We start from the raw sequence: 21,494 nt of genomic DNA on the forward strand, positions 1-21,494 counted from the left end.
TCCCTCGCCACAAGGTACTTTTTACCCTTTCTACCTCCTAACTGACTGGCATTATCAAAAATGCCCTGTTCTCCAAATCACTTCAACAGCGAAATGCAACGAGTGCTGCGCTATGCTTCGCGCCGTTGCGGGTAGGTAAAATCCTAAGGTCAACAAAACGTCTGTTACGAGAAGTAAAACAGCGCATGCTAGGGTCAGCTTAGATGCGTTGTTTATAAAAGACCTCAGGTCAAAGGGCAGGAGTGGTTGATGGGTCAGGCAAGTAATCAGGCAGCAGGTGCCGAGCAGTCAAACGCCAAGCCGATTGGCATGCTGGTGGCAGCGGTCGGGGTGGTGTACGGCGATATCGGGACCAGCCCGCTCTACACCCTTAAAGAGGTGTTCAACGGCGGTTATGGGGTTCAGGTCAACCACGACGGTGTGCTGGGGATCCTGGCGCTGATCTTCTGGTCACTGATCTGGGTGGTCTCGATCAAATACATGCTGTTCGTGCTGCGCGCCGATAACCAGGGTGAGGGCGGGATCATGGCCCTGACTGCACTGGCACGACGGGCAGCGGGGGAGCGCAAGAAGCTGCGCAGTTTCCTGGTGGTGTGTGGCCTGTGCGGCGCGGCGCTGTTCTACGGTGACAGCATGATCACCCCGGCGATCTCCGTGTTGTCCGCGGTTGAGGGCCTGGAGTTGGCCTTCGACGGCCTGGAAAAATGGGTCGTGCCCATCGCCCTGGTGGTACTGGTGGCGCTGTTCCTGATCCAGAAGCACGGCACCGACCACATCGGCAAGCTGTTCGGGCCGGTGATGGTGACCTGGTTCCTGGTGCTGGGCGGCCTCGGTGTGTATGGGATCACCCTGCACCCTGAGGTGCTCAGTGCCATGAACCCGATGTGGGCCGTGCGATTCTTCGAGGCTCACCCTGGCATTGGCGTGGCCATCCTCGGCGCGGTGGTGCTGGCATTGACCGGTGCCGAAGCGTTGTACGCCGACATGGGCCACTTCGGCCGCAAACCCATCGCTCGGGCCTGGTTCATCTTGGTGCTGCCGGCGCTGGTGCTCAATTATTTCGGCCAGGGCGCGATGCTGCTCGGCGACCCTGAAGCCGCGCGCAACCCGTTCTACCTGCTGGCGCCGAGCTGGGCGCTGATCCCGCTGGTGGTGTTGTCCACCCTGGCGACGGTGATCGCCTCCCAGGCGGTCATCTCCGGCGCATTCTCGCTGACCCGCCAGGCGATCCAGCTGGGTTACATCCCGCGTATGCATATCCAGCACACCTCCAGTGCCGAGCAAGGCCAGATCTATATCGGCGCGGTGAACTGGTCGCTGATGGTCGGCGTGATCCTGCTGGTGCTGGGCTTCGAGTCCTCCAACGCCCTGGCGTCGGCCTACGGCGTCGCGGTGACCGGCACCATGCTGATGACCACCATCCTGGTGTCGGCGGTGATGCTGCTGCTGTGGAAATGGCCACCGGTGCTGGCCGTGCCGGTTCTGGTCTGCTGCCTGTTGGTCGACGGGCTGTACTTTGCCGCCAACGTGCCGAAAATCATCCAGGGTGGCGCCTTCCCGGTATTGGCCGGGATCGTGTTGTTCGTGCTGATGACCACCTGGAAGCGCGGCAAGCAATTGCTGGTGGAGCGTCTCGACGAAGGCGGTCTGCCGCTGCCGATCTTCATCAGCAGCATCCGTGTGCAACCGCCCCATCGGGTGCAGGGCACCGCCGTGTTCCTCACCGCGCGCCCGGACGCCGTGCCTCACGCGTTGTTGCACAACCTGCTGCATAACCAGGTATTGCATGAGCAAGTGGTGCTGCTGACCGTGGTCTACGAAGATATTCCGCGCGTTCCGGCCGCACGGCGGTTTGAAGTGGATGCCTATGGCGAAGGCTTCTTCCGCGTCATCCTGCATTTTGGTTTCACCGACGAGCCGGATGTGCCCCAAGCGCTGAAGTTGTGTCACCTCGATGAGCTGGACTTCAGCCCGATGCGCACCACTTACTTCCTTAGCCGCGAGACGGTCATCGCCTCGCGAATCAAGGGCATGGCCCGTTGGCGCGAAGCTTTATTTGCCTTCATGCTGAAGAACGCCAACGGCAACCTGCGCTTCTTCAAACTCCCGGTAAACCGCGTGATCGAGCTGGGTACCCAGGTCGAAATGTAGGCTTTTTCAGCACGGGAGCCGGCAATCGGCTCCCGCTTTCCTTTCTGAACCCTGTGCAATCCAGCGTTGTCGACTAGGCTCTAAGCACTGTTTGAATAGTGCCCACAGAACCCAGAAGAGGTGCGCCATGAGTCAGCTGCTCGAACCCTACACCCTGCGCCAATTGACCCTGCTCAACCGCATCGCGGTTTCGCCCATGTGCCAATACTCAAGCGTCGATGGCCTGGCCAATGACTGGCACCTCGTCCACCTCGGCAGTCGTGCCGTCGGCGGCGCGGGGTTGATTTTCACCGAAGCCACCGCCGTGACCGCCGATGGCCGCATCACTGCCGAAGACCTCGGCCTGTGGAAAGATGAGCAGATCGAACCGCTGCAACGCATCACGCGTTTCATCGCGGCCCAAGGCGCGGTGGCCGGCATTCAACTGGCCCACGCCGGGCGCAAAGCCAGTACCCATCGGCCCTGGATCGGCAAGCACGGCAGCGTCAAGCCGGAAGACGGCGGCTGGGTGCCGGTAGGGCCATCGCCGATTGCCTTCGACCCTCAGCACACCCAACCCAAGCCTTTGGACGAAGGGCAGATCCAGCAAGTGATCGCCGATTTTGTCGCCGCCGCCAAGCGCGCCCTGACCGCAGGCTTTGAAGTGGTGGAAATCCATGCAGCCCACGGTTACTTGCTGCATCAATTCCTCTCGCCCATCAGCAATCAGCGTCAGGACCAGTACGGTGGCTCGTTTGAAAACCGTATCCGGCTGGTGTTGCAAGTGACCCAGGCCGTGCGCGAAGTCTGGCCCCAGGAACTGCCGCTGTTTGTGCGGGTGTCGGCCACCGACTGGGTGGAGGATGGCTGGAACCCGGATGAAACCGTGGAGCTGGCACGTCGCCTGAAGGACCTGGGGGTCGACCTGATCGACGTCTCGTCCGGGGGCACGGCCGCCAACGCCGAGATCCCCACCGGCCCCGGCTACCAGACCCGCTTCGCCGAGCGCGTGCGCAAAGAGTCGGGGATGGCCACCGGCACCGTGGGCATGATCACCGAACCCGCCCAGGCCGAGCACATCCTGCGCACCTGTCAGGCCGACATCATCTTCCTCGCCCGTGAGCTGCTGCGTGATCCGTACTGGCCGCTGCATGCCGATGATGACCTGGGCGGGCGCAAGGCCACCTGGCCTGCGCAGTATCAGCGCGCCACCCATCGTGACCAGCCGATCCATGAGTCTGACTTGAGGGATTGAGCCGCTGCGCGCTTCACCAGAGCCCACCCTGACCCGGTGGGTTTTTTTACGGCTGTAGCGTGGGAAATGGCTGTAGGTCTTTGTTACCGCGATACTTTTTTAAGTGAATACTCTAAAAAAATCCCACAGATTTCGAGATCGTTTCTACGCTTAGGGTAAAGCTGACTTCTGGCCCAGGAAGTCAGTCGGTTTGCTCACTGAGGCATTGCGCTTCATGGGAGGCGGGTAATGGGCAACAGGAGTTTTTGATGGATATCAGGAGAAGCAGTCCATGGCCAAGTCCTATGGTGTAGCGGGTGTGGTGGTGTGTTTTCTGACGCGCAGGGTGTCTCTACGGGGGCGAAGGTTGAGTTCGGATGAAGTGGAATTGCTGGCGCAGTACCGCGCCTTGACCGAGAACGATCAGGTGGCAATGCGGTATCTGATTGGGGCGATGAAGAGTGTGTCGCGGTTCTGATGCCTGCCTTTGAGCCCTGTGGGAGCGGCGGTGCGCCGCTCCCACAGTTGGCATCATGTGTATTTACGCGCCTCGGGTGCCGGCGGGAAATACTGATACAGCCAGGTTTCACTCAAGGTGCGGTCTTGCGTGCGGATAAACAGGCGCAGTTCCACCGGTTCCACGCTGTCGCTGGTCGGGTACCAGTCAAACAGGATGCGGTAGCCCTTGATGTTGTCGAGTACCAGCACGCTGAAGTCCTTCACTTCGCCGTGGGAACAGGTCACCACTGGCTCGATCCCGGTGCCCGCTGGCAGGCGATCCAGGCCGCCACCCTTGAAGTCCACGGCAAATCGGCGGGCCCAGACTTCCGGGTAGTGCTCACCCGGTGCCCAGCCTTCGGTAAAGCCGCCCATGCCGGAACGGGTGGCATCGACCTGTGCCAGCGGCGTGCTCACCGGTGGCAGCGCGCTCCAGTACAGCTTGTAGCCGTAGTTCAGCGAATCGCCGGCCGCCACGGGTTTTTTCGGGGTCCAGAAGGCCACGATGTTATCGAGGGTCTCGCCGGTGGTAGGAATTTCCAACAGGTCGATCGAGCCTTCGCCCCATGCGGTGGTCGGTTCGACCCACAGGCTCGGGCGCTTGCTGTACCAGTCCACCGTGTCCTGGTAGCTGGCGAACTCATGGTCGGTCTGCACCAGGCCGAAGCCTTTCGGGTCTGTATCGGCAAACGCGTTGAATTGCAGCTTGGCCGGGTTATTCAGCGGACGGCAGATCCACTCGCCGTTACCGCGCCACATCGCCAGGCGGTCCGAGTCGTGGATTTGCGGGTGGATGGTGTCGCACATGCGGCGCTCGTGGGTGCCGCAGCTGAACATACTGGTCATCGGCGCGATGCCCAGTTGTTCGATGGTGGTGCGCGCATTGATATGGGCGTCGATGGCCATCACCACCTGGTTCGCCTGGCAGTCGATGTCGAAGCGATAGGCGCCGGTCGCGCTGGGCGAGTCGAGCAGGGCGTAGACCACGAAGCGAGTGGCGTTCTTGTCCGGAGTTTCAAACCAGAACTGTGTGAAGTCGGGGAATTCTTCGCGTTTTTTCGCGTAAGTGTCGATGGCCAGGCCACGGGCCGACAGGCCGTACTGGCCGGTTGAATCCACCGCACGGAAGTAGCTGGCGCCGAGGAATGACAGCACGTCATGCCGGTCCAGTTCGGGTGCCTTGAACAGCTTGAAGCCGGAGAAACCGAGATCGCCGGTCAATTGCTTAGTGTCGACCGTGGTTTTTTCATAATTGAACAGCGAAGGGCGGAAATGCACCTCACGCGCTTCACGGGTCTTGGGGTCGACGCTGTGCATGCGCACCGGCGTCTTGAACCCCATGCCGACGTGGAAGAACTGCACGTCGAGTTGGCCGTTCAATTCCTTCCACAGCGAATGGTTGCCGTCGTAGCCGATGGCGTTGAAATTCTGCGGGGTCATGGTCGCCAGGGTCGGCGGCAGCACCTGTCGGGTGTCTTTGTAAGCGGTTCCGGCGAGTTGTTTGGCCTGGGCCTTGAGCGATTCGAAATCGAACGCCACGGCCTTGCCATCGGCGGCACGGTTCCCGGCCCAGGCCTGGGCGGCAAGCAGGCCGCTGGCGGATAAACCGGTGTAAGCCGCAATGGCCATGGACGCTTTGAGCAAATTCCTGCGGTGCATAGAGACAACCTGTCGTGAGCAAATCCCGCGCCGTTCCTGGCACGTGCTGGATCAGAAATTACGGTTCGGACATGCCTTCGGCCAAACGCAACGGACATTAAACAGACGCCGGATAGCTTAAGCGGTTCGATGACGTAGGAAAATTGATTGATAGCGGGGTGATGGCATTGCAAATGCGACAAGACATTTCCACAAGACATTTGCAATTGTCAGGCAGCCCTGTAGTGAGCGGGCTTGCCCCGCGCTGGGCGGCGAAGCAGCCCCAAATCCAGGCGCCGCGAAATACCTGAAGGCATGCGGTGATCCGGTTAGGGCCGCTTCGCTGCCCAGCGCGGGGCAAGCCCGCTCACTACAAGTCTTCAGTTCAGCTCACTTCACCCACTGCGCGGTAAGCCTCATCAATCGCCGCATGCGCATACGCACTCCACGCCGCGTCCGAGTTGGCGATGCTCACGTGCCCCACCGGCTTGCGCGCCAGGTTCATCCACGCTTCGCTTTCATCGGCGTCATCAAACAGACTGTTAGAGAAGCTCGCATACCCATGTGACCAGCGGTTGACAGTGATCGCCAGAATATCGGTCTCATGGTTGAACCCTCCCGGCCCCAGCATGCGCTGCAACTGATCACGCAACTGCGCTTCCAACTGTTCGAACGTCTGCCCATACAACTTGCCCCGCCCGGCACGGGCCTGGTCGCGGGCGTTCATGCCGCTGTTGGGACTGGTGGGCACGTAGACCATGTGCAAGCCAATCGGCTGCGTCGGGTCACGCGGGTGGTCGTAGCCGCCCATGCTCACCGGGTAGTCCAGCTTGATCCGGCTGTAAGGCTGGGTCGCCGCATAAATCTCATGCACGCCGAGTGTCTGGAACGACTGCCAGTTGCGGATCACCACCTTGGTGTACACCAGCGGGTACTTCACGTTCTGGCTCAGCGCGTGGGCTTGCGGCGCCGGTAAATCCTTCAACAGATACGGAATCATCATGTTGTAGCAGGCCAGGATGCAGCGTTTGCCGCGTACCTGTGCGAGTTGTCCGCCACGGCTGTAGCCGATGTGCACGCCATCGCCGACGTTACGCACGCTGACCGCCGTGCTGTTCAGGCGCAACCGCACGGCCGCCTTGGGCTGGTCGAGCTTGGCGTAGTCAAACGCCGCCAGCACGATATCGTCCATGGTGTGCCCCGGCGCCGCACCTGGGATCAGGCTGCGCACCAGCAACCGCGCCACCGACGCATTGCCATCCGGGAAGTGGTAGATGTAGGGCTCTTCCATTTCCGCCGCCGCTTCTTCGCTGATCGGCGCCAGGTTCATCCCGGCAAAGCCCGGGAAACCCACGCTGTAGGCATCGGACGAGGCGACTGCATCGATGCTCAGGGCCATGAAGTCATTGGTACGGCTCTGGAAATACTTCACTGCACCTTCCGACAACCCTACGTTCTTGAGCAGGAAATCGCGGTAGCTGGTGGCCGCCAGGTAGTCTGCCTTTTCTTCGGCAGACTTGCCCGGCAGGTAGTCCTTGGGCGCCGTGTGCAGGGCGATCAGGGCCTGGCGGTCTGCCGGCGGCAATGGGAAGTCATTGATGAAATCGCTGATGGCCCGCGCATTCAGTTGGTCCGGCGCGATGTCATCGGCGACCATCGGCGTCGGGTCGCCGGTCACCAGTTTGTCTTCGCCGAAGTTTTCCTGGTCGAAAAACACCCCGCGCGACAGCCCAAGGCTTGGGTAGAACTGGCGATCAAAGGCGGTTTCGAAGCGCTTGATGTTTACCCCGAGTTTCTTCAACAGCCCGTTCACTTCCTTGCTGTACAGGTGGTTGGGCGACTGGAACGCCTCGCTGCCGCCGTAGCCGATGAGCATGCGGCCACCGGCCTGGAACTCATTGCGCTTGGCATGGCCGCCGAAGTCGTCGTGGTTTTCCAGGATCAGGATCTTCGCCTTGGGGTGCTTCTCACGGTAGAACCACGCCGCCGACAAACCGCTCAAGCCGCCGCCGACGACCACCAGGTCATAGTCCTCGGTGATCGGCAGCTTATCGGTGTCGAACACCTTCTTCTCCCAGCCCATCTGGTGCGCCACTTCGAACGAACCTACATGGCTGCCGCGCAAGCCGGTGAGGGCGGGTGGGTAGTAGCGGCCGTCGGGGGCGGCGTGCAGGATTTGCAGTGGGGTCATACCGGCGGCAATAGTGACAGCGACGCCGTTGAGGAAGTCGCGGCGGGTGATATCCATGGGGGAGAACCTGAGTTTTATTGTTATGAGAGCGGCGTTGTCGGAGCGCATTGTTATGGCGAGGGAGCAAGCGCCCTCGCCACAGTAAGCTCGCTCCTCGTTAGTGCTTGAACATCACATGGCGAACGGTGGTGTAGTCCTCCAACCCGTACATGGACATATCCTTGCCATACCCCGACAGTTTCTGACCGCCGTGGGGCATTTCGCTGACGAGCATGAAGTGGGTGTTCACCCAGGTGCAGCCGTACTGCAGGCGCGCGGCCAAGCGATGGGCGCGTCCTACGTCGGCGGTCCACACGGATGACGCCAGGCCGTAGTCCGAATCATTGGCCCAGCCCAGCACCTGCGCTTCATCGGTGAACTTGGTCACCGATACCACCGGGCCGAACACCTCGCGGCGCACGATCTCGTCGTCCTGCTGAGCGTCGGCCAGCACGGTCGGTTCAAAGAAGTAGCCATTACCTTCCACCGCCTTGCCGCCGGTGACCAGGCGGATGTGCGGCTGTGCCACGGCGCGCTCGACAAACCCGGCGACACGGTCGCGATGTTGCGCGGTAATCAAAGGGCCCAACTCGGTGGCCGGATCATCCTGCAAGCCATATTTGATGCTGGCGACCGCTGCGCCGAGCTTCTCGACAAACGCATCGTAGATCTGCGCTTGCGCGTAAATCCGGCACGCAGCGGTGCAATCCTGGCCGGCGTTGTAGAAGCCGAAAGTGCGAATGCCTTCCACGGCCGCGTCGATATCCGCGTCGTTGAAGATGATCACCGGCGCCTTGCCGCCCAGTTCCATGTGCATGCGCTTCACGCTGTCGGCGGTGCTGGAGATGATATTCGCGCCGGTGGCGATGGAGCCGGTCAGCGACACCATGCGCACTTTAGGATGAGTCACCAGCGGGTTGCCCACCGTCGGCCCACGGCCGAACACCAGGTTGAGCACGCCGGCCGGGAAGATATCCGCCGCCAGTTCGACCATCCGCAGCGCGGTCAGCGGGGTTTGTTCCGACGGCTTGAGCACCACGGTATTACCGGCGGCCAGGGCCGGGGCGATTTTCCAGGCGACCATCATCAACGGGTAATTCCACGGTGCGATGGACGCGATCACGCCCACCGGGTCGCGGCGGATCATCGAGGTGTGGCCGGGCAAATACTCACCGCCCGCCGAACCGCTCATGCAACGGCTGGCGCCGGCAAAGAAGCGGAACACGTCGGCAATCGCCGGGATTTCATCGTTGAGCGCGGCGCTGTAGGGCTTGCCGCAGTTGTCCGACTCCAGCTTGGCCAACTCTTCACCGTGGGCTTCGATCGCGTCTGCCAATTTCAGCAGCAGCAGCGAGCGATCCTTGGGCGCGGTTTGCGACCAACCTTCGAACGCCGCATCGGCGGCGCGCACGGCCGCGTCGACCTGGGCTTCGCTGGCTTCCTTGATTTCTACCAGTACGCGGCCGAGGGCCGGGTTGAATACGGCTTGGGCCGGGCCTTCGCCTTCGATCAGTTGGCCGTTGATCAGTAATTTGGTTTGCATGGTTCAGCTCTCCACAAACTATTGTTATTTCCTTGAATACACTGGCTCTAAATGTGGGAGGGGCTTGCCCCTTCCCTCATTTGAACCGTGTCCCTTCAATGGCAACGTTATTTACCGCCACTACCGGCCACGCTTTCACCGCCGCGCGTCAGGTAATAGGCACCGAGAATCGGGAACATCGTCACCAACATCACCAGCATCGCCACCACGTTGGTCACCGGCACATCCCGTGGGCGGCTTAACTGGTTGAGCAGCCACAGCGGCAAGGTGCGCTCGTGGCCGGCGGTGAAGGTGGTGACGATGATTTCGTCGAACGACAGCGCAAAGGCGAGCATGCCGCCGGCCAGCAACGCCGAGCCCAGGTTGGGCATGATGATGTAGCGGAAGGTCTGCCAGCCGTCGGCGCCCAGGTCCATCGAGGCTTCGATCAGGCTGTGGGACGTGCGGCGCAAGCGCGCGATGACGTTGTTGTAGACGATCACCACGCAGAAGGTCGCGTGGCCGACGATGATGGTGAACATCCCAGGCTCAATGCCCAGTGTCTTGAAGGTCGCCAGCAACGCGATACCGGTGATGATCCCCGGCAGTGCAATCGGCAGGATCAGCATCAACGACACGCCTTGCTTGCCGAAGAACTCGCGGCGATACAGCGCCGCCGAGGCCAGGGTGCCGAGCACCATGGCGATCAGGGTGGCGATGGCCGCAATCTGCAACGACAGCTTGATCGCTTCCAGCACGTCCGGCCGGGCGAAGGCCACGCTGAACCACTTCAGGGTGAAGCCCTGGGGCGGAAAGCTGAACGCGGCCTCTTCGGTGTTGAAGGCGTAGAGGAAGATGATCAGGATCGGGAAATGGAGAAAAACCAGTCCACCCCACGCTGCGATCTTCAGACCCATAGACGATTTTTCAGAGTGCATCGAAGGCCCCCAGGCGTTTGACGATGGACAGGTAAACCGCGATCAGCACGATCGGCACCAGGGTGAACGCCGCGGCCATGGGCATATTGCCGATGGCGCCTTGCTGCGCGTAGACCATGCCGCCGACGAAGTAACCCGGCGGGCCGACCAGTTGCGGCACGATGAAATCGCCCAGGGTCAGCGAGAACGTGAAGATCGAACCGGCGGCAATCCCCGGCACCGACAGCGGCAGAATCACCTGCATAAAGGTCTGGCGTGGCTTGGCGCCCAAATCCGCCGAGGCTTGCAGCAACGAGGGCGGCAAGCGTTCCAGGGAGGCCTGGATCGGCAGGATCATGAACGGCAGCCAGATATAGACGAACACCATGAACCGCCCCAGGTGCGAGGTGCTCAAGGTGCTGCCGCCCACGCCGGGAATGCCCAGCACGAACTGCAACACCGGCTCCAGCCCCAGGTGTTGCACGAACCACTGCGCCACGCCGCCCTTGGCCAGCAGCAAGGTCCAGGCATAGGCCTTGACGATGTAGCTGGCCCACATCGGCATCATCACCGCGATATAGAAGAACGCCTTGGTCTTGCCCGTGGTGTAGCGCGCCATGTAGTAGGCGATGGGGAAGGCGACGATGGCGCTGGCAATCGACACCACAATCGCCATGCTCAAGGTGCGCACGATGATGTCGAAGTTTGACGGCTGGAACAGCGCGGCGAAGTTGGCCAGGGTCAGGTCCGGCGTGACCGCCATGGTGAAGTCGTCGAAGGTATAGAAGCCTTGCCACAGCAGGGTCAGCAACGAGCCCAGGTAGATCGCGCCAAACCAGATCAGCGGCGGCACCAGCAGCATCGCCAGGTAGAGGTTGGGCTTGCGGTACAGTAGGTTGGAAAACCTGCGCATCGGCGGGTGGGAAAGGGCCAGGCTCATGTCACACCTCGCCTGCGCTGTCGGTCAGCGGGGTCATGGCTTCCCGCGCCCAACGGGCGGTGATGGACTGGCCGACCTGATGGCCGCTGCTGATGTCCAGCCACTGATTGTTGGCCTGGCTGATGTTCAACGCCTGGCCGTTTTCCAGCTTCAGTTCATAGCGGGTGGCGCTGCCCTGGTATTGAATATCGTGGAGCAGACCGCTGATTTCTACCTCGCCGGCGCCCAGCGGGCCGTCGGCAAAGCGCACGTGTTCCGGGCGGATCGAGAACGGCTGCGCGCTGCCGCTGAGGCGCTGGGCCAGCTCGCCGCGTATCACGTTGGAGGTGCCGACAAACTCGGCGACGAACGCGGTGGCCGGTTTCATGTAGAGGTTGCGCGGGGTGTCGACTTGCTCGATGCGACCTTTGTTGAACACCGCCACACGGTCGGACATCGACAGGGCTTCGGTCTGGTCGTGGGTCACGAAGATAAACGTGATGCCCAGCTGGCGCTGCAGCTTCTTCAGCTCGCTTTGCATCTGCTCGCGCAACTTGAGGTCAAGGGCGCCCAGTGGTTCATCCAGCAGCAATACCCGCGGGCGATTGACCAAGGCGCGAGCCAGGGCCACCCGTTGGCGTTGGCCGCCGGAGAGCTGCACCGGCTTGCGGTCGCCGTAGCCGCCGAGGGCGACCATGGCCAGGGCTTCCTCGGCACGGTTCAGGCGTTCGGCCTTGCCGACGCCCTTGACCTTGAGGCCGTAGGCGACGTTGTCGCGCACATTCATATGGGGGAACAGCGCGTAATCCTGGAACACGGTGTTTACGTCACGCTGATACGGCGGCAAGCCGGCGGCTTCCTCGCCATGAATGCGGATCGAGCCTGCGCTCGGCTGCTCGAACCCGGCGATCAGGCGCAGGCAGGTGGTCTTGCCTGAGCCGGAAGGGCCGAGCATGGAAAAGAACTCGCCGTCCTGGATATCGATGGAAACCCGGTCAACGGCTTTCACTTCGCCGAACTGACGGGAAACGTGGGTGAATTGGACTGCAAGCGTCATGGTGCGGTGCTCCGAAAAGGCGCGGGTCGTCGCAGCGGCCCGGCCTGGACTTCTGAAAAAACAAAACATCTATGAGTGCGGTCAATGTGGGAGGGGGGTTGCCCTCTCCCACAGGGGACCTAGGTCGTTTGGAAGGCCTTACCTGCCGCCCATGATCGCGATGTAATCCTGGGTCCAGCGGCTGTACGGCACGAACTTGCCGCCTTCAGCTTGCGGGGTTTTCCAGAAGGCGATTTTTTCGAACTGGTCGAAACCATTGGTCTTGCAACCCTCGGCGCCGAGCAGTTCACTTTCCTTGCAGGCCGCAGGCACGGCCGGCAACGAACCGAACCAGGCGGCAACATCGCCCTGGACCTTCGGCTGCAGCGACCAGTCCATCCACTTGTAGGCGCAGTTCGGGTGCTTGGCCTCGGTGTGCAACATCGTGGTGTCGGCCCAGCCGGTGGCGCCTTCCTTCGGAATCGTCGAAGCAATTGGCTGCTTCTCGTTCTGCAGGCCGTTGACCTGATACGGCCAAGCGCTGGAGGCCACCACGCCTTCGTTCTTGAAGTCACTCATTTGCACGGTGGTGTCGTGCCAGTAGCGGTGGATCAGCGGTTGCTGGGCGCGCAACAGATCGAGCACGGCCTTGTACTGGGTTTCGGTCAGTTCGTATGGGCTTTGAATGCCCAGTTCCGGCTTGGTCGACTTAAGGTACAGCGCCGCGTCGGCGATGTAGATCGGCCCGTCATACGCCTGCACGCGGCCTTTGTTCGACTTGCCGTCCGGCAGGTTCTGCGCGTTGAACAACACGTCCCAACTGGTGGGCGCGGTCTTGAACACGTTGGTGTTGTACATCAACACGTTCGGGCCCCACTGGTACGGGGTGCCATAGGTTTGCTGACCGACCACGTACCACGGCGCATCCTTCAGGCGCGGGTCGATGTTCTTCCAGTTGGGGATCAGCGCGGTGTTGATCGGCTGCACGCGCTTGCCGACGATCAGGCGCAGCGATGCATCGCCCGACGCGGTGACCAGGTCATACCCGCCCTTGGCCATCAGGCTGACCATTTCGTCCGAGGTGGCGGCGGTTTTCACATTGACCTTGCAGCCGGTTTCCTTCTCGAAACCGCTGACCCAGTCGTAGGCCTTGTCGCTTTCGCCACGTTCTATATAGCCGGGCCACGCGACGATATCCAACTGGCCTTCACCCGCGCCAACGGCTTTAAGCGGTTCGGCGGCCTGGAGGCTGGCGCTGGCCAGCAGCGCTGTGGTCAGGGCACTGAGCAGTGCGGTCTTGTGCGCAGACATGGGGGTTCCCTCTTCTTTAATTATGGTCGGGGCAGTTGTGTGCAACCGGTAACGCAAGAGCTTAGTTGTTGTTTTAAAGATGTTGGCCGTGGCGCGCCATGATGTGCCGTACCACGCTGTAGTCCTGCAGCGAATCGCTGGACAGGTCTTTCCCGTACCCCGAGCGCTTCAAGCCGCCGTGGGGCATTTCGCTGACCAGCATGAAATGGCTGTTGATCCAAGTGCAGCCGTATTGCAGGCGCGCGGCCACTTGCATGGCCTTGTCGAGGTTCTGGGTCCACACCGACGAGGCCAGGCCGTATTCGGAGTCGTTGGCCCAGTCCACCGCCTGTTCCAACTCGTCGAAGCGCGTCACCGTGACGACCGGGCCGAAGACTTCGCGCTGCACGATTTCGTCGTTCTGTTTGCAGCCCGCGAGCAGGGTAGGTTGGTAATAGAAACCCGCACCGGAATGCACGGCGGCGCCGGTGATGCGTTCGATATGCGGCTGGCCGAGGGCACGCTCGACAAAACTGGCGACGCGGTCGCGCTGGCGCGTACTGATCAGCGGGCCGAGTTCGTTATCGGCATCGCGTTTGCCGGCAAAGCGCAGGCTGCTCACGGCCGCGCCCAGTTCGGCGACCAGTTTGTCGTGGATTCCGGCCTGGGCGTAGATGCGGCACGCGGCGGTGCAATCCTGGCCGGCGTTGTAGTAACCATAGGCGCGCACGCCCTCGACCACGGCTTGCAGGTCGGCATCGTTGCATACGATCACGGGGGCTTTGCCGCCGAGTTCCAAGTGCGTGCGTTTTAGGGTTTTGGCGGCGGCCTGCAGGATCTTCTGCCCGGTGACGATATCGCCGGTCAGCGACACCATGCGCACCTTGGGGTGGCTGACCAGATGGCTGCCAACACCTTCGCCGCCGCCACACAGAATGTTGATCACGCCGCGCGGCAGCAGATCTTTAAGCACCGGGGCGAGGGCCAGGATCGACAGCGGCGTGTGTTCCGACGGCTTGAACACCAAGGTATTACCGGCAGCCAGGGCCGGGGCGATCTTCCACGCGGCCATCATCAGCGGGTAATTCCACGGCGCGATGGAGGCCACCACACCAATCGGATCGCGGCGCACCATGCTGGTGTAGCCCGGCAGGTACTCGCCGCTCAGTTGCCCGGTCTGGCAGCGCACGGCCCCGGCGAAGAAGCGGAACACATCGACGGTGGCGCTCAAGTCATCCTGGCGCGCCAGGTGCAACGGCTTGCCGCAATTCAGTGATTCCAGGCGGGCCAGGTAGTCGGCTTGTTTTTCGATGGCGTCGGCGATGCCCAGCAGGATGTTCGAGCGTTGCTGCGGCGTGGTCCGTGACCAACCGGCAAAGGCGCGGTGGGCGGCGAGGATTGCGCTTTCGACCTGCTCGGTACTGGCTTCGGCGATCTGGGTGAGCACTTCACCGGTGGCCGGGTTGAGGATCGGCTCGGCAAAACCCTGGCCCTGGACCAGTTCGCCGTCGATCAGCAACGCAGTGAGCAGCGGGGTGGGCGCGCCGGACATTTTTCGCGATCTCTTTTCTTGTGTGGCCATGGGCGTTCTCTTACAAGGCGCCCGGCCTTCTCTTATGGATTAGCTGAGAGTAGAGGCCAGGCGCGAGGTCAACAAATACTAAATACTGAATGCAGCATTCGATTAAATAGATGGCTTGCGCGGGTGCGGCTGTTCGCGGGCCACGGTCAGGAAGGGGTCGACCAGCGCCGGACGCGCGGTGCCACGGCGCCAGGCCAGGCCCACGTCGAGGGTCTGGCTGAGGTCGGCAATCGGCCGTGCCTCAATAATGTCGCCTTCCAGGGACCAGGGCCGGTAGGTCATGTCCGGCTGAATCGACACGCCGAGACCCGCCGCCACCAGGCTTCGCACCGCTTCGGTCGACGCGGTGCGCAAGGTCACCCGAGGTTGCAACCCGGCTCCAGCCCATAGGCGTTGGGCGTTGTGGCCCATTTCATCGACATTCAGCTGGATCAACGGCTCACGCGCCACATCGGCCAGGTTGATGCTGTCGTGTTCCAGCAATGGGTGTTGCGCCGGCAGCCACAAACGGTGGGGCGAGTGGGTCAACACTTCGGTCTGCAGCGCGTGGCGGTCCTCGAGATTGGAGAGGATCAGCACGCCAACGTCGATCTCGCCGCTGACCAGTAAATGCTCGATATACGGACGTTCATCCTCCATCACGCGGATTTCCACGTTGGGGTAGGCACGTTGGAAGCGCGTCAGCAGATCGGCCAGGTAATAGCCGGCCACCAGGCTGGTCACGCCGATGATCAACTGGCCCGCCACTTGGTCGGTGCTCTGTTGCAGGCTGCGCTTGGCGTTATCGACGGTGGCGAGGATCAGGTGCGCCTGGCGCAGGAATTGATGGCCCTGGTGGGTGAGGGTCATGCCCTTGGCATGCCGGTTGAACAGGTTGACGCCGATTTCCTGTTCCAGTTGCTGGATGGCGAGGGTCAGTGTCGACTGGGAAATAAACGCGGTCTGCGCGGCGGCGGAGATCGAGCCGGTCTCGGCCACGGCGATAAAGTGCCGGATTTGACGCAAGGTCATCATGCTGGAATTACCAGTGAGGTGTTTTTATAGATTCACTCGAGTGTATATCGGTTTTTGCGAAGGGCGCCCGCGTTACATCTGGAAGCAATCTAGATCGAGGCTTTTTGGCACTTAGTTTTACGCTGGGGGCCTATTGGTCCTATGAACCCAAGTGTCTGGAGGCTACGAATGAATACCCGTGGATTGCTCGATCAACTGCTCAAGTCTGGCCAGGACATGTTGCAAAACAAGGCTGGCGGCCAACGCAAGCAGGATGACAAAGGCGCTCTCGGCGGTTTGCTGGGCGGTGGCGGGCTGGGAAGTTTGCTCGGTGGAGCGGGCGGCGGCGCCCTGGCGGCCGGCGCCATGGGCTTGCTGATGGGCAACAAGAAGGCGCGCAAATTTGGCGGCAAGGCCCTGACTTACGGCGGCTTGGCGGCCTTGGGGGTGATTGCCTATAAAGCCTATGGCAACTGGCAGGCCAATCAAGCCAATGCGCCGCAGGGCGAACCGCAGACCATCGACCGCCTGCCACCGGCCCAGGTCGAGCAACACAGCCAGGGCATTCTCAAGGCGCTGGTCGCCGCCGCCAAGGCCGACGGCCATGTGGATGCGCGCGAACGCGAGCTGATCGAAGGCGAGTTCACCAAGCTGGATAACGACCGCGAGCTGCAAAGCTGGCTGCACGCGGAACTGAACAAGCCCTTGGACCCGGCCGATGTAGCACGGGCGGCCAGTACCCCGGAGATGGCGGCTGAGATGTACATCGCCAGTGTGATGCTGGTGGATGAGGAGAACTTTATGGAGAAAGCGTACCTGGATGAGCTGGCACGCCAACTGAAACTTGAGCCTGGTTTGAAGCAGGAGCTGGAAAAACAGGTTCGTCAGGCGACAGAGTGATGACCGTCCCCATGGCTGGGAACGATCAGGGTCGTGTTCTCGGTATCAGCTGACTCTGTCGACCATAGAGTGGCCGCCGCCTATGTCTATTTCAAAACGGCGATGGAAGGGTAGGTAATAGTCAATGGCGGACTGCTCTGCGAGTGCATCCGCCCTCGGTAAAATGATGCCGGCTCGCGCGTTGTTACCGATCGTTTCGCTGAGCCCGTAGTAGTCGGGCCGGCTTTTCTTCAAGACATCGTTAAAGACGTCAGGCCCCGTTACTTCAAATATCTTGCTCTCATACTCATTGAATTCCCGTATGGCCTCAGGGCTGGGATTTTCCCTCTCAAGGTAAGGTCGGTGTGTGTCCAGCCAGGGTTTGTTTTCCCGGAATCGTTTGTAGGATTCCTCACTGATCTCTTTCAGGACCCGGTTGTTGGGATGGCTGGCGAACACGTTAGTGTTGTAGCCCGAGAACGAGAGTTCGGAATGCTTCACATGGGAGTTGAGCAATAGGTCATCGGTACCTGCTTTGAGTTCGATATCTCCAATCTGCTTGGTGATCAAGTCATCACTGTCCAGGTAGATGCCGCCCCGGTGGTTGATCAGCGGATAGCGCAGAGCATCTGAAGCCGCCGCGTAATTGTGTGTTTTGCCCTGACGAAAATACTGGTACATCTCACCGGCTTGCGTGGTCTTGAACTCTTGGAAGAAAGGATCTTCATTCAGATTTCGCACTTCCAGGTTGGGCGTTTTTTTGTCCAGGGCCGCTTTGATCGATGCAAACTTTTCCGGGCTGTCTGCGTCGACATGGACCACTGATTGGAAACCGGGTGTCTTACGTGCATTCTCCAGCATCAGGCTGAGCCGATCATCCGGAATCATGGCGCCAGCCCATATGTAATTGATTTCCTTCTTGATCGGCGTAACGGCCGTGGGAACGGGGGCAAGGGCTGCGTGAACTGTTTCAAAGGTGGTTGGCTTGGGCAGTGTCGCCTTGACCCGCAAGAACTCGTCCAGGCTGCCACTTTTCCACTCGTAGGGGCCTGTTCGCCAAAAAGGGGCGCCCAGGGTTTTACCGTCGCCTAGCTTGCGCCAAACGTCATTGGCTACATCAAACTCTACTAAAACGCAAAAATTGGCATAAAGCCTTGTCTTGCCATCATCACTAAGTACGCGGTTGACTTCGTCCATTGGGACTTCATAGCTTTTATAAGGCATTCCCTCGACACCGCCCGGCAGCCCCAGGCGTTGCCATTGATCGGCGCCGGTTTTGTTTAATATGAATTCAGTTTGTCGGTAGGTCTTGGGGTTGATGACACGAACCTGCACCGAACTCATGGGGCTACCGCCCGAAGCTTCTCGAACCTGATAGACAGAAGCCTTGCCAGACTTGTCGACGTGGCGGATGTATTGACTCTGGCCATCGAGGCTGTGGTAAACCCCTTGGCTATCCGGGCTCAGGCCGACGAGGCGCGAGGGTGAAACTGTGTATTTTTCGACCACTGCGAGTTCACCCGGCAGGCCGGGTGGATGCTTCAACTTGAACGCGCGAGCAGCCGTTGAAAGCATTTGGCGCGTGCCTTGACCCAAACCCTCGGCCAGCGCGCCAAGGCCGTCCGCTGGGTTAAGAGCGCCGACTGCCGCGGCGCCGATTATTTTGGCCCCGGTGAACAGTTTTGTTCCGAGTTTTCCAGTGAGCTTGGTCGCCTGGCTGACCGCCTTGCCCACCGGAATAACAAAACCCAGCAGGTCCAGAGCGAAGTCCCCAACGGCCCCCCATACGTCGCCTTTTACTGCCTTTTCAATACCGCTTTTCAGGGGCAGGAAGTCCATGACGGCGCCCAGTTCATCCACCAACTGTTTTTCTTGCTCTTCAACAGCATTGGTTCCACTGGCGTAGGTCTTGAGCGCGTCGCGGCCATAGAGGACAAACTTTTCGATCTCGTTGGCCAGGTGTTGCTCACGCTCACTGGCCCATGGCGCTTTAGGGGAACGGTCTTGCCCGGTCTTTTCTCCCCATGCCTTTGGAAAAGAAAAAGGCACCGGATCAATGGAAAGGCCTGAAGACACGACCTCCTTTGGCGGCGCGCCGGTTTTGTAGGCGTCCAAGTCAATGTCGAGCGACTTGCCTTTGGCCTTTTCAAGAAAGTAGTCATCCGGGTCATCGTAGCCACGTAGGGGCGTTTGATGAACGCTGCTGCCCCATAGCTGATGGTTGCGGCGAACGAGCCCCTGCATCGGCAACACTTCGTAAATCCGCACGTCACCTTTGTTTTTTACACACATCAGTAGACCGTGACGTGCTCTGGACGCGTCGACTTGAGCGGGTGTCTCAGTGTCGCCGTTGGCTTCGCGCACAGAGTGGAAGGTGATGTCGCCGACCGCGATATGTTGGCGTTCATCAAGAGGCAGTTGGGAAAACTGGTATTGCATCGCGGTGTTTATGCCTGTCCTCAATCCCTTGATGTAGGCATCGAACTGCTCATTGAAAATGGCCGTGATGTCCGGAAGGGGTCTGACCCCCGTGCGGCGGGTCGGGCTCAGTACGACGCTCTGGTCAACGATACGGTCCATCTTCCCTGCCGTATAAATGTCTACCAGCGCATGCTTGGTCTCACTGCCGTCAAGGTTGACGATGGGGGTCAGCGGCTGCTCGAAGTCATAGTCGCCATATACCTTCTTCAATTCTGCGCAGGCCAATGCCCTACGCGTAGGCAGAAAGGCGGTGAGGCCTTTATTGGCAGTGCCTAATGTTTCTAGCAATGCGTTGAATTTGTCTCGCGCAACGGTGATCTGTTCGGGCGTAAACGCATCATCGTTAGCCTTATTCAGGACGTCATTGGCGATGGCCCAATCGATGACAGCATGTGTCTGAGCCCCCGCCTCAATGCCAGCATCCTTAAGCGTGACCGGGCTTCTGTTGCCAAAACTCATGACTTGGCCAAACGTCATGTTACGGGTGGCGCCCGGCTCCAGCGCCTCAATGCGCGCGACAGCGGTGCTCAGGCTGGCCCAGGTGTGGGACCCATACACCAAGCCGCCAGGGAGGTCCTTGACCAGGAACGCAGGTGCTGCACTGGCGAGCAATAGCTGTGCCGCCGCAGGGGCCAGGTCGTGATCGACTCGGCCTTGCTGCTTAAGATGCTCGACGAGTCGCGCTGTTATAACGGCAGGTGACAAGCCCCGGTGAGCTGCCTGGGCCAGGTCGTAACCGGCGACGACGTTGCGTTGGGTGCCCACGGCGGGATCCAGGTCGAGCGCCAGCGCGGTCATCGCCCAGTCGCTGGCTGTGCTGGTTGACCAGGTGTCCGCGAACGCGCTTCGCAGGCGCTTACCCAACGCCTGTGCCTGCGGACTAGCAATCAGAGCCTGCAGGCGTTGCGCGGGGCTATCAGCGTTGGTGAGATCGGGAGTTTTTTTAGCCAGGTGGTTGAGAAGGCAGGTGCCCCCCTCCAACCCATTTCGTGCCTCTTCACTGACGATGTTCTGGACGCGTTCGCGCTCGTCACGTCCGAGTTGGCGCGTGTCCGACAGCAGTCCCCAGTGCCTCGAGTTGTCAGGCGGTTGTGGCAACGGGTCTGACAGAACGGCAATAAGGTTCGACAGCTCGGCCTTGTCCTGGGGAATCATCAAGCCGTGCGCATGCAAAAACGGCTCAAGCTTCAAACCGCTTTCCGGCATGCCTGGGTAAGTCTTCGCGAATACGGAATCCGGGTGGACGGGGACACGGTGCGAGTCGATGTGTTCGGCCAGCGTCGTGTTTGAATTCGTTGAGGCCAGCACACTCATACGGGTGAGCGTATGGATAAGGCTTAGGCGGTTGCGTCTGTCACCCAGGTTTTGTTTCTGAAGCTCGAGGGCTTCAGGGGTGCGTGTATGGGGAGGTCTTAACCCATCCGATGGGTCGAGTGGTCGGAAACCCTGGCCTTCATTCAATTGTGCAACACGCGTTGCCACCTGGGCCCGGCTGAGGTTGTCGAGGTTTTCCCCATAGAACCGCCCGATAAGCTCAAAGGGCGCGCTGTGTACAGGTAGCATTGCGGGATTCCTGATACTGAAGGTATCGGGCGCGATCACCTTGCCGGCGTCGAGTATGGGGCCGGCCACCGCCGCCCAGCGCGCATTGTTGTTGAGGGTAAAACTGACCACGCTCTGGTCGGCTTTTCGCCTGGCGTGTAAGGCGCCTTTGGAGGGAATGATCTCGACAGTGCTGCTATCGAGACCCTCCGAAAGCATCCAGGCGGTGAAGTCCGGGCTATTCAACGTCTCCCGAAAGTATTGCCACCATTTTCCGAACGTCGAGTCGGGGGGAATGCCGGCAACAATCACCTCTCGTTGGCTGTCCCCGCCGCGCGCGCGTGCCAGCGCGTCGCCGTAGTAACCTGCCAGGAGCTTGTCCGGGTAACCCATCGCTAAAGCATTGCCTGCGGCGATGCTGGCTTTCGCTCTATTTGAAGGCAGCAGACTCAACGGCAACGGCGACTTTGCTGGCGTCTTGGCGGTCTCGGGCACGGAATCTGTGGAGGCTCTGTCGCTGCGATGCTGGCTGAATGGGTTGCCGGTGGTAGGGGGGGCGATCCGTGTGTTTGGCGGGGGCGTAATGGCTCTGTCTCTTATACA

14 protein-coding genes are annotated in these 21,494 nt (G+C 60.6%); 4 read left to right on the plus strand and 10 right to left on the minus strand.

Annotated features, from left to right (window positions below; all coding sequences use genetic code 11):
- Positions 1-249: 249 nt before the first annotated feature.
- The 3 genes from K7431_RS15545 to K7431_RS15555 all read left to right on the plus strand — a co-directional run bounded on the left by K7431_RS15545 (position 250) and on the right by K7431_RS15555 (position 3,842).
- Positions 250-2,151, plus strand: a complete 1,902-nt coding sequence (locus tag K7431_RS15545) for a potassium transporter Kup (protein WP_012722534.1) — start codon at positions 250-252, stop codon at positions 2,149-2,151.
- Between the two features lie 127 nt (positions 2,152-2,278).
- A complete protein-coding gene (locus tag K7431_RS15550) occupies positions 2,279-3,385 on the plus strand; it encodes an NADH:flavin oxidoreductase/NADH oxidase (RefSeq protein WP_012722535.1) in 1,107 nt (368 codons plus the stop codon).
- Positions 3,386-3,656: 271 nt separating this feature from the next.
- Positions 3,657-3,842 (plus strand): hypothetical protein, encoded by a 186-nt coding sequence (locus K7431_RS15555; RefSeq protein WP_012722536.1) that lies wholly within the window; start codon positions 3,657-3,659, stop codon positions 3,840-3,842.
- Positions 3,843-3,895: 53 nt separating this feature from the next.
- Here K7431_RS15555 and K7431_RS15560 read toward each other — a convergent pair whose 3' ends face one another.
- From K7431_RS15560 to K7431_RS15600, 9 genes are all read right to left on the minus strand, one after another.
- Positions 3,896-5,521 carry a glucan biosynthesis protein D gene (locus tag K7431_RS15560; protein ID WP_012722537.1) on the minus strand — a complete coding sequence of 542 codons (1,626 nt, stop codon included), beginning with the start codon at positions 5,519-5,521 and terminating at the stop codon, positions 3,896-3,898.
- Between the two features lie 364 nt (positions 5,522-5,885).
- Complete coding sequence (locus tag K7431_RS15565) at positions 5,886-7,748, minus strand: NAD(P)-binding protein (RefSeq protein ID WP_012722538.1); 1,863 nt, start codon at positions 7,746-7,748, stop codon at positions 5,886-5,888.
- Positions 7,749-7,848: 100 nt separating this feature from the next.
- Complete coding sequence (locus K7431_RS15570; protein ID WP_012722539.1) at positions 7,849-9,273, minus strand: gamma-aminobutyraldehyde dehydrogenase; 1,425 nt, start codon at positions 9,271-9,273, stop codon at positions 7,849-7,851.
- A 107-nt stretch (positions 9,274-9,380) separates the two neighbouring features.
- Positions 9,381-10,190, minus strand: coding sequence for an ABC transporter permease (locus K7431_RS15575; RefSeq protein WP_012722540.1), 810 nt, complete (start codon positions 10,188-10,190; stop codon positions 9,381-9,383).
- Positions 10,180-11,109 carry an ABC transporter permease gene (locus K7431_RS15580; RefSeq protein WP_012722541.1) on the minus strand — a complete coding sequence of 310 codons (930 nt, stop codon included), beginning with the start codon at positions 11,107-11,109 and terminating at the stop codon, positions 10,180-10,182. The genes K7431_RS15575 and K7431_RS15580 overlap by 11 nt, the downstream gene beginning before the upstream one ends.
- Before the next feature lies 1 nt (position 11,110).
- Positions 11,111-12,145, minus strand: coding sequence for an ABC transporter ATP-binding protein (locus K7431_RS15585; RefSeq protein WP_012722542.1), 1,035 nt, complete (start codon positions 12,143-12,145; stop codon positions 11,111-11,113).
- 138 nt (positions 12,146-12,283) lie between these two features.
- Positions 12,284-13,435 (minus strand): putative ABC transporter substrate-binding protein YdcS, encoded by a 1,152-nt coding sequence (ydcS, locus tag K7431_RS15590; RefSeq protein ID WP_012722543.1) that lies wholly within the window; start codon positions 13,433-13,435, stop codon positions 12,284-12,286.
- A 73-nt stretch (positions 13,436-13,508) separates the two neighbouring features.
- Positions 13,509-14,966 (minus strand): gamma-aminobutyraldehyde dehydrogenase, encoded by a 1,458-nt coding sequence (locus K7431_RS15595; protein ID WP_012722544.1) that lies wholly within the window; start codon positions 14,964-14,966, stop codon positions 13,509-13,511.
- 132 nt (positions 14,967-15,098) lie between these two features.
- On the minus strand, positions 15,099-16,010 hold the full coding sequence (locus K7431_RS15600) for a LysR family transcriptional regulator (protein WP_012722545.1): 912 nt from the start codon (positions 16,008-16,010) through the stop codon (positions 15,099-15,101).
- 168 nt (positions 16,011-16,178) lie between these two features.
- Between K7431_RS15600 and K7431_RS15605 the strand changes: the two genes are divergently transcribed.
- Complete coding sequence (locus K7431_RS15605) at positions 16,179-16,889, plus strand: tellurite resistance TerB family protein (protein ID WP_012722546.1); 711 nt, start codon at positions 16,179-16,181, stop codon at positions 16,887-16,889.
- Between the two features lie 45 nt (positions 16,890-16,934).
- Here the strand turns inward: K7431_RS15605 and K7431_RS31145 are convergent, their stop codons facing one another.
- The gene (locus K7431_RS31145; RefSeq protein WP_224316747.1) at positions 16,935-21,386 is read right to left on the minus strand and encodes a glycosyltransferase; all 4,452 of its coding nucleotides are present in this window, start codon (positions 21,384-21,386) and stop codon (positions 16,935-16,937) included.
- Positions 21,387-21,494: the final 108 nt, after the last annotated feature.

Origin of the sequence: Pseudomonas fluorescens group sp., from assembly GCF_020093335.1 — a bacterium.
Taxonomy (GTDB): Bacteria; Pseudomonadota; Gammaproteobacteria; order Pseudomonadales; family Pseudomonadaceae; genus Aquipseudomonas; species Aquipseudomonas petroselini.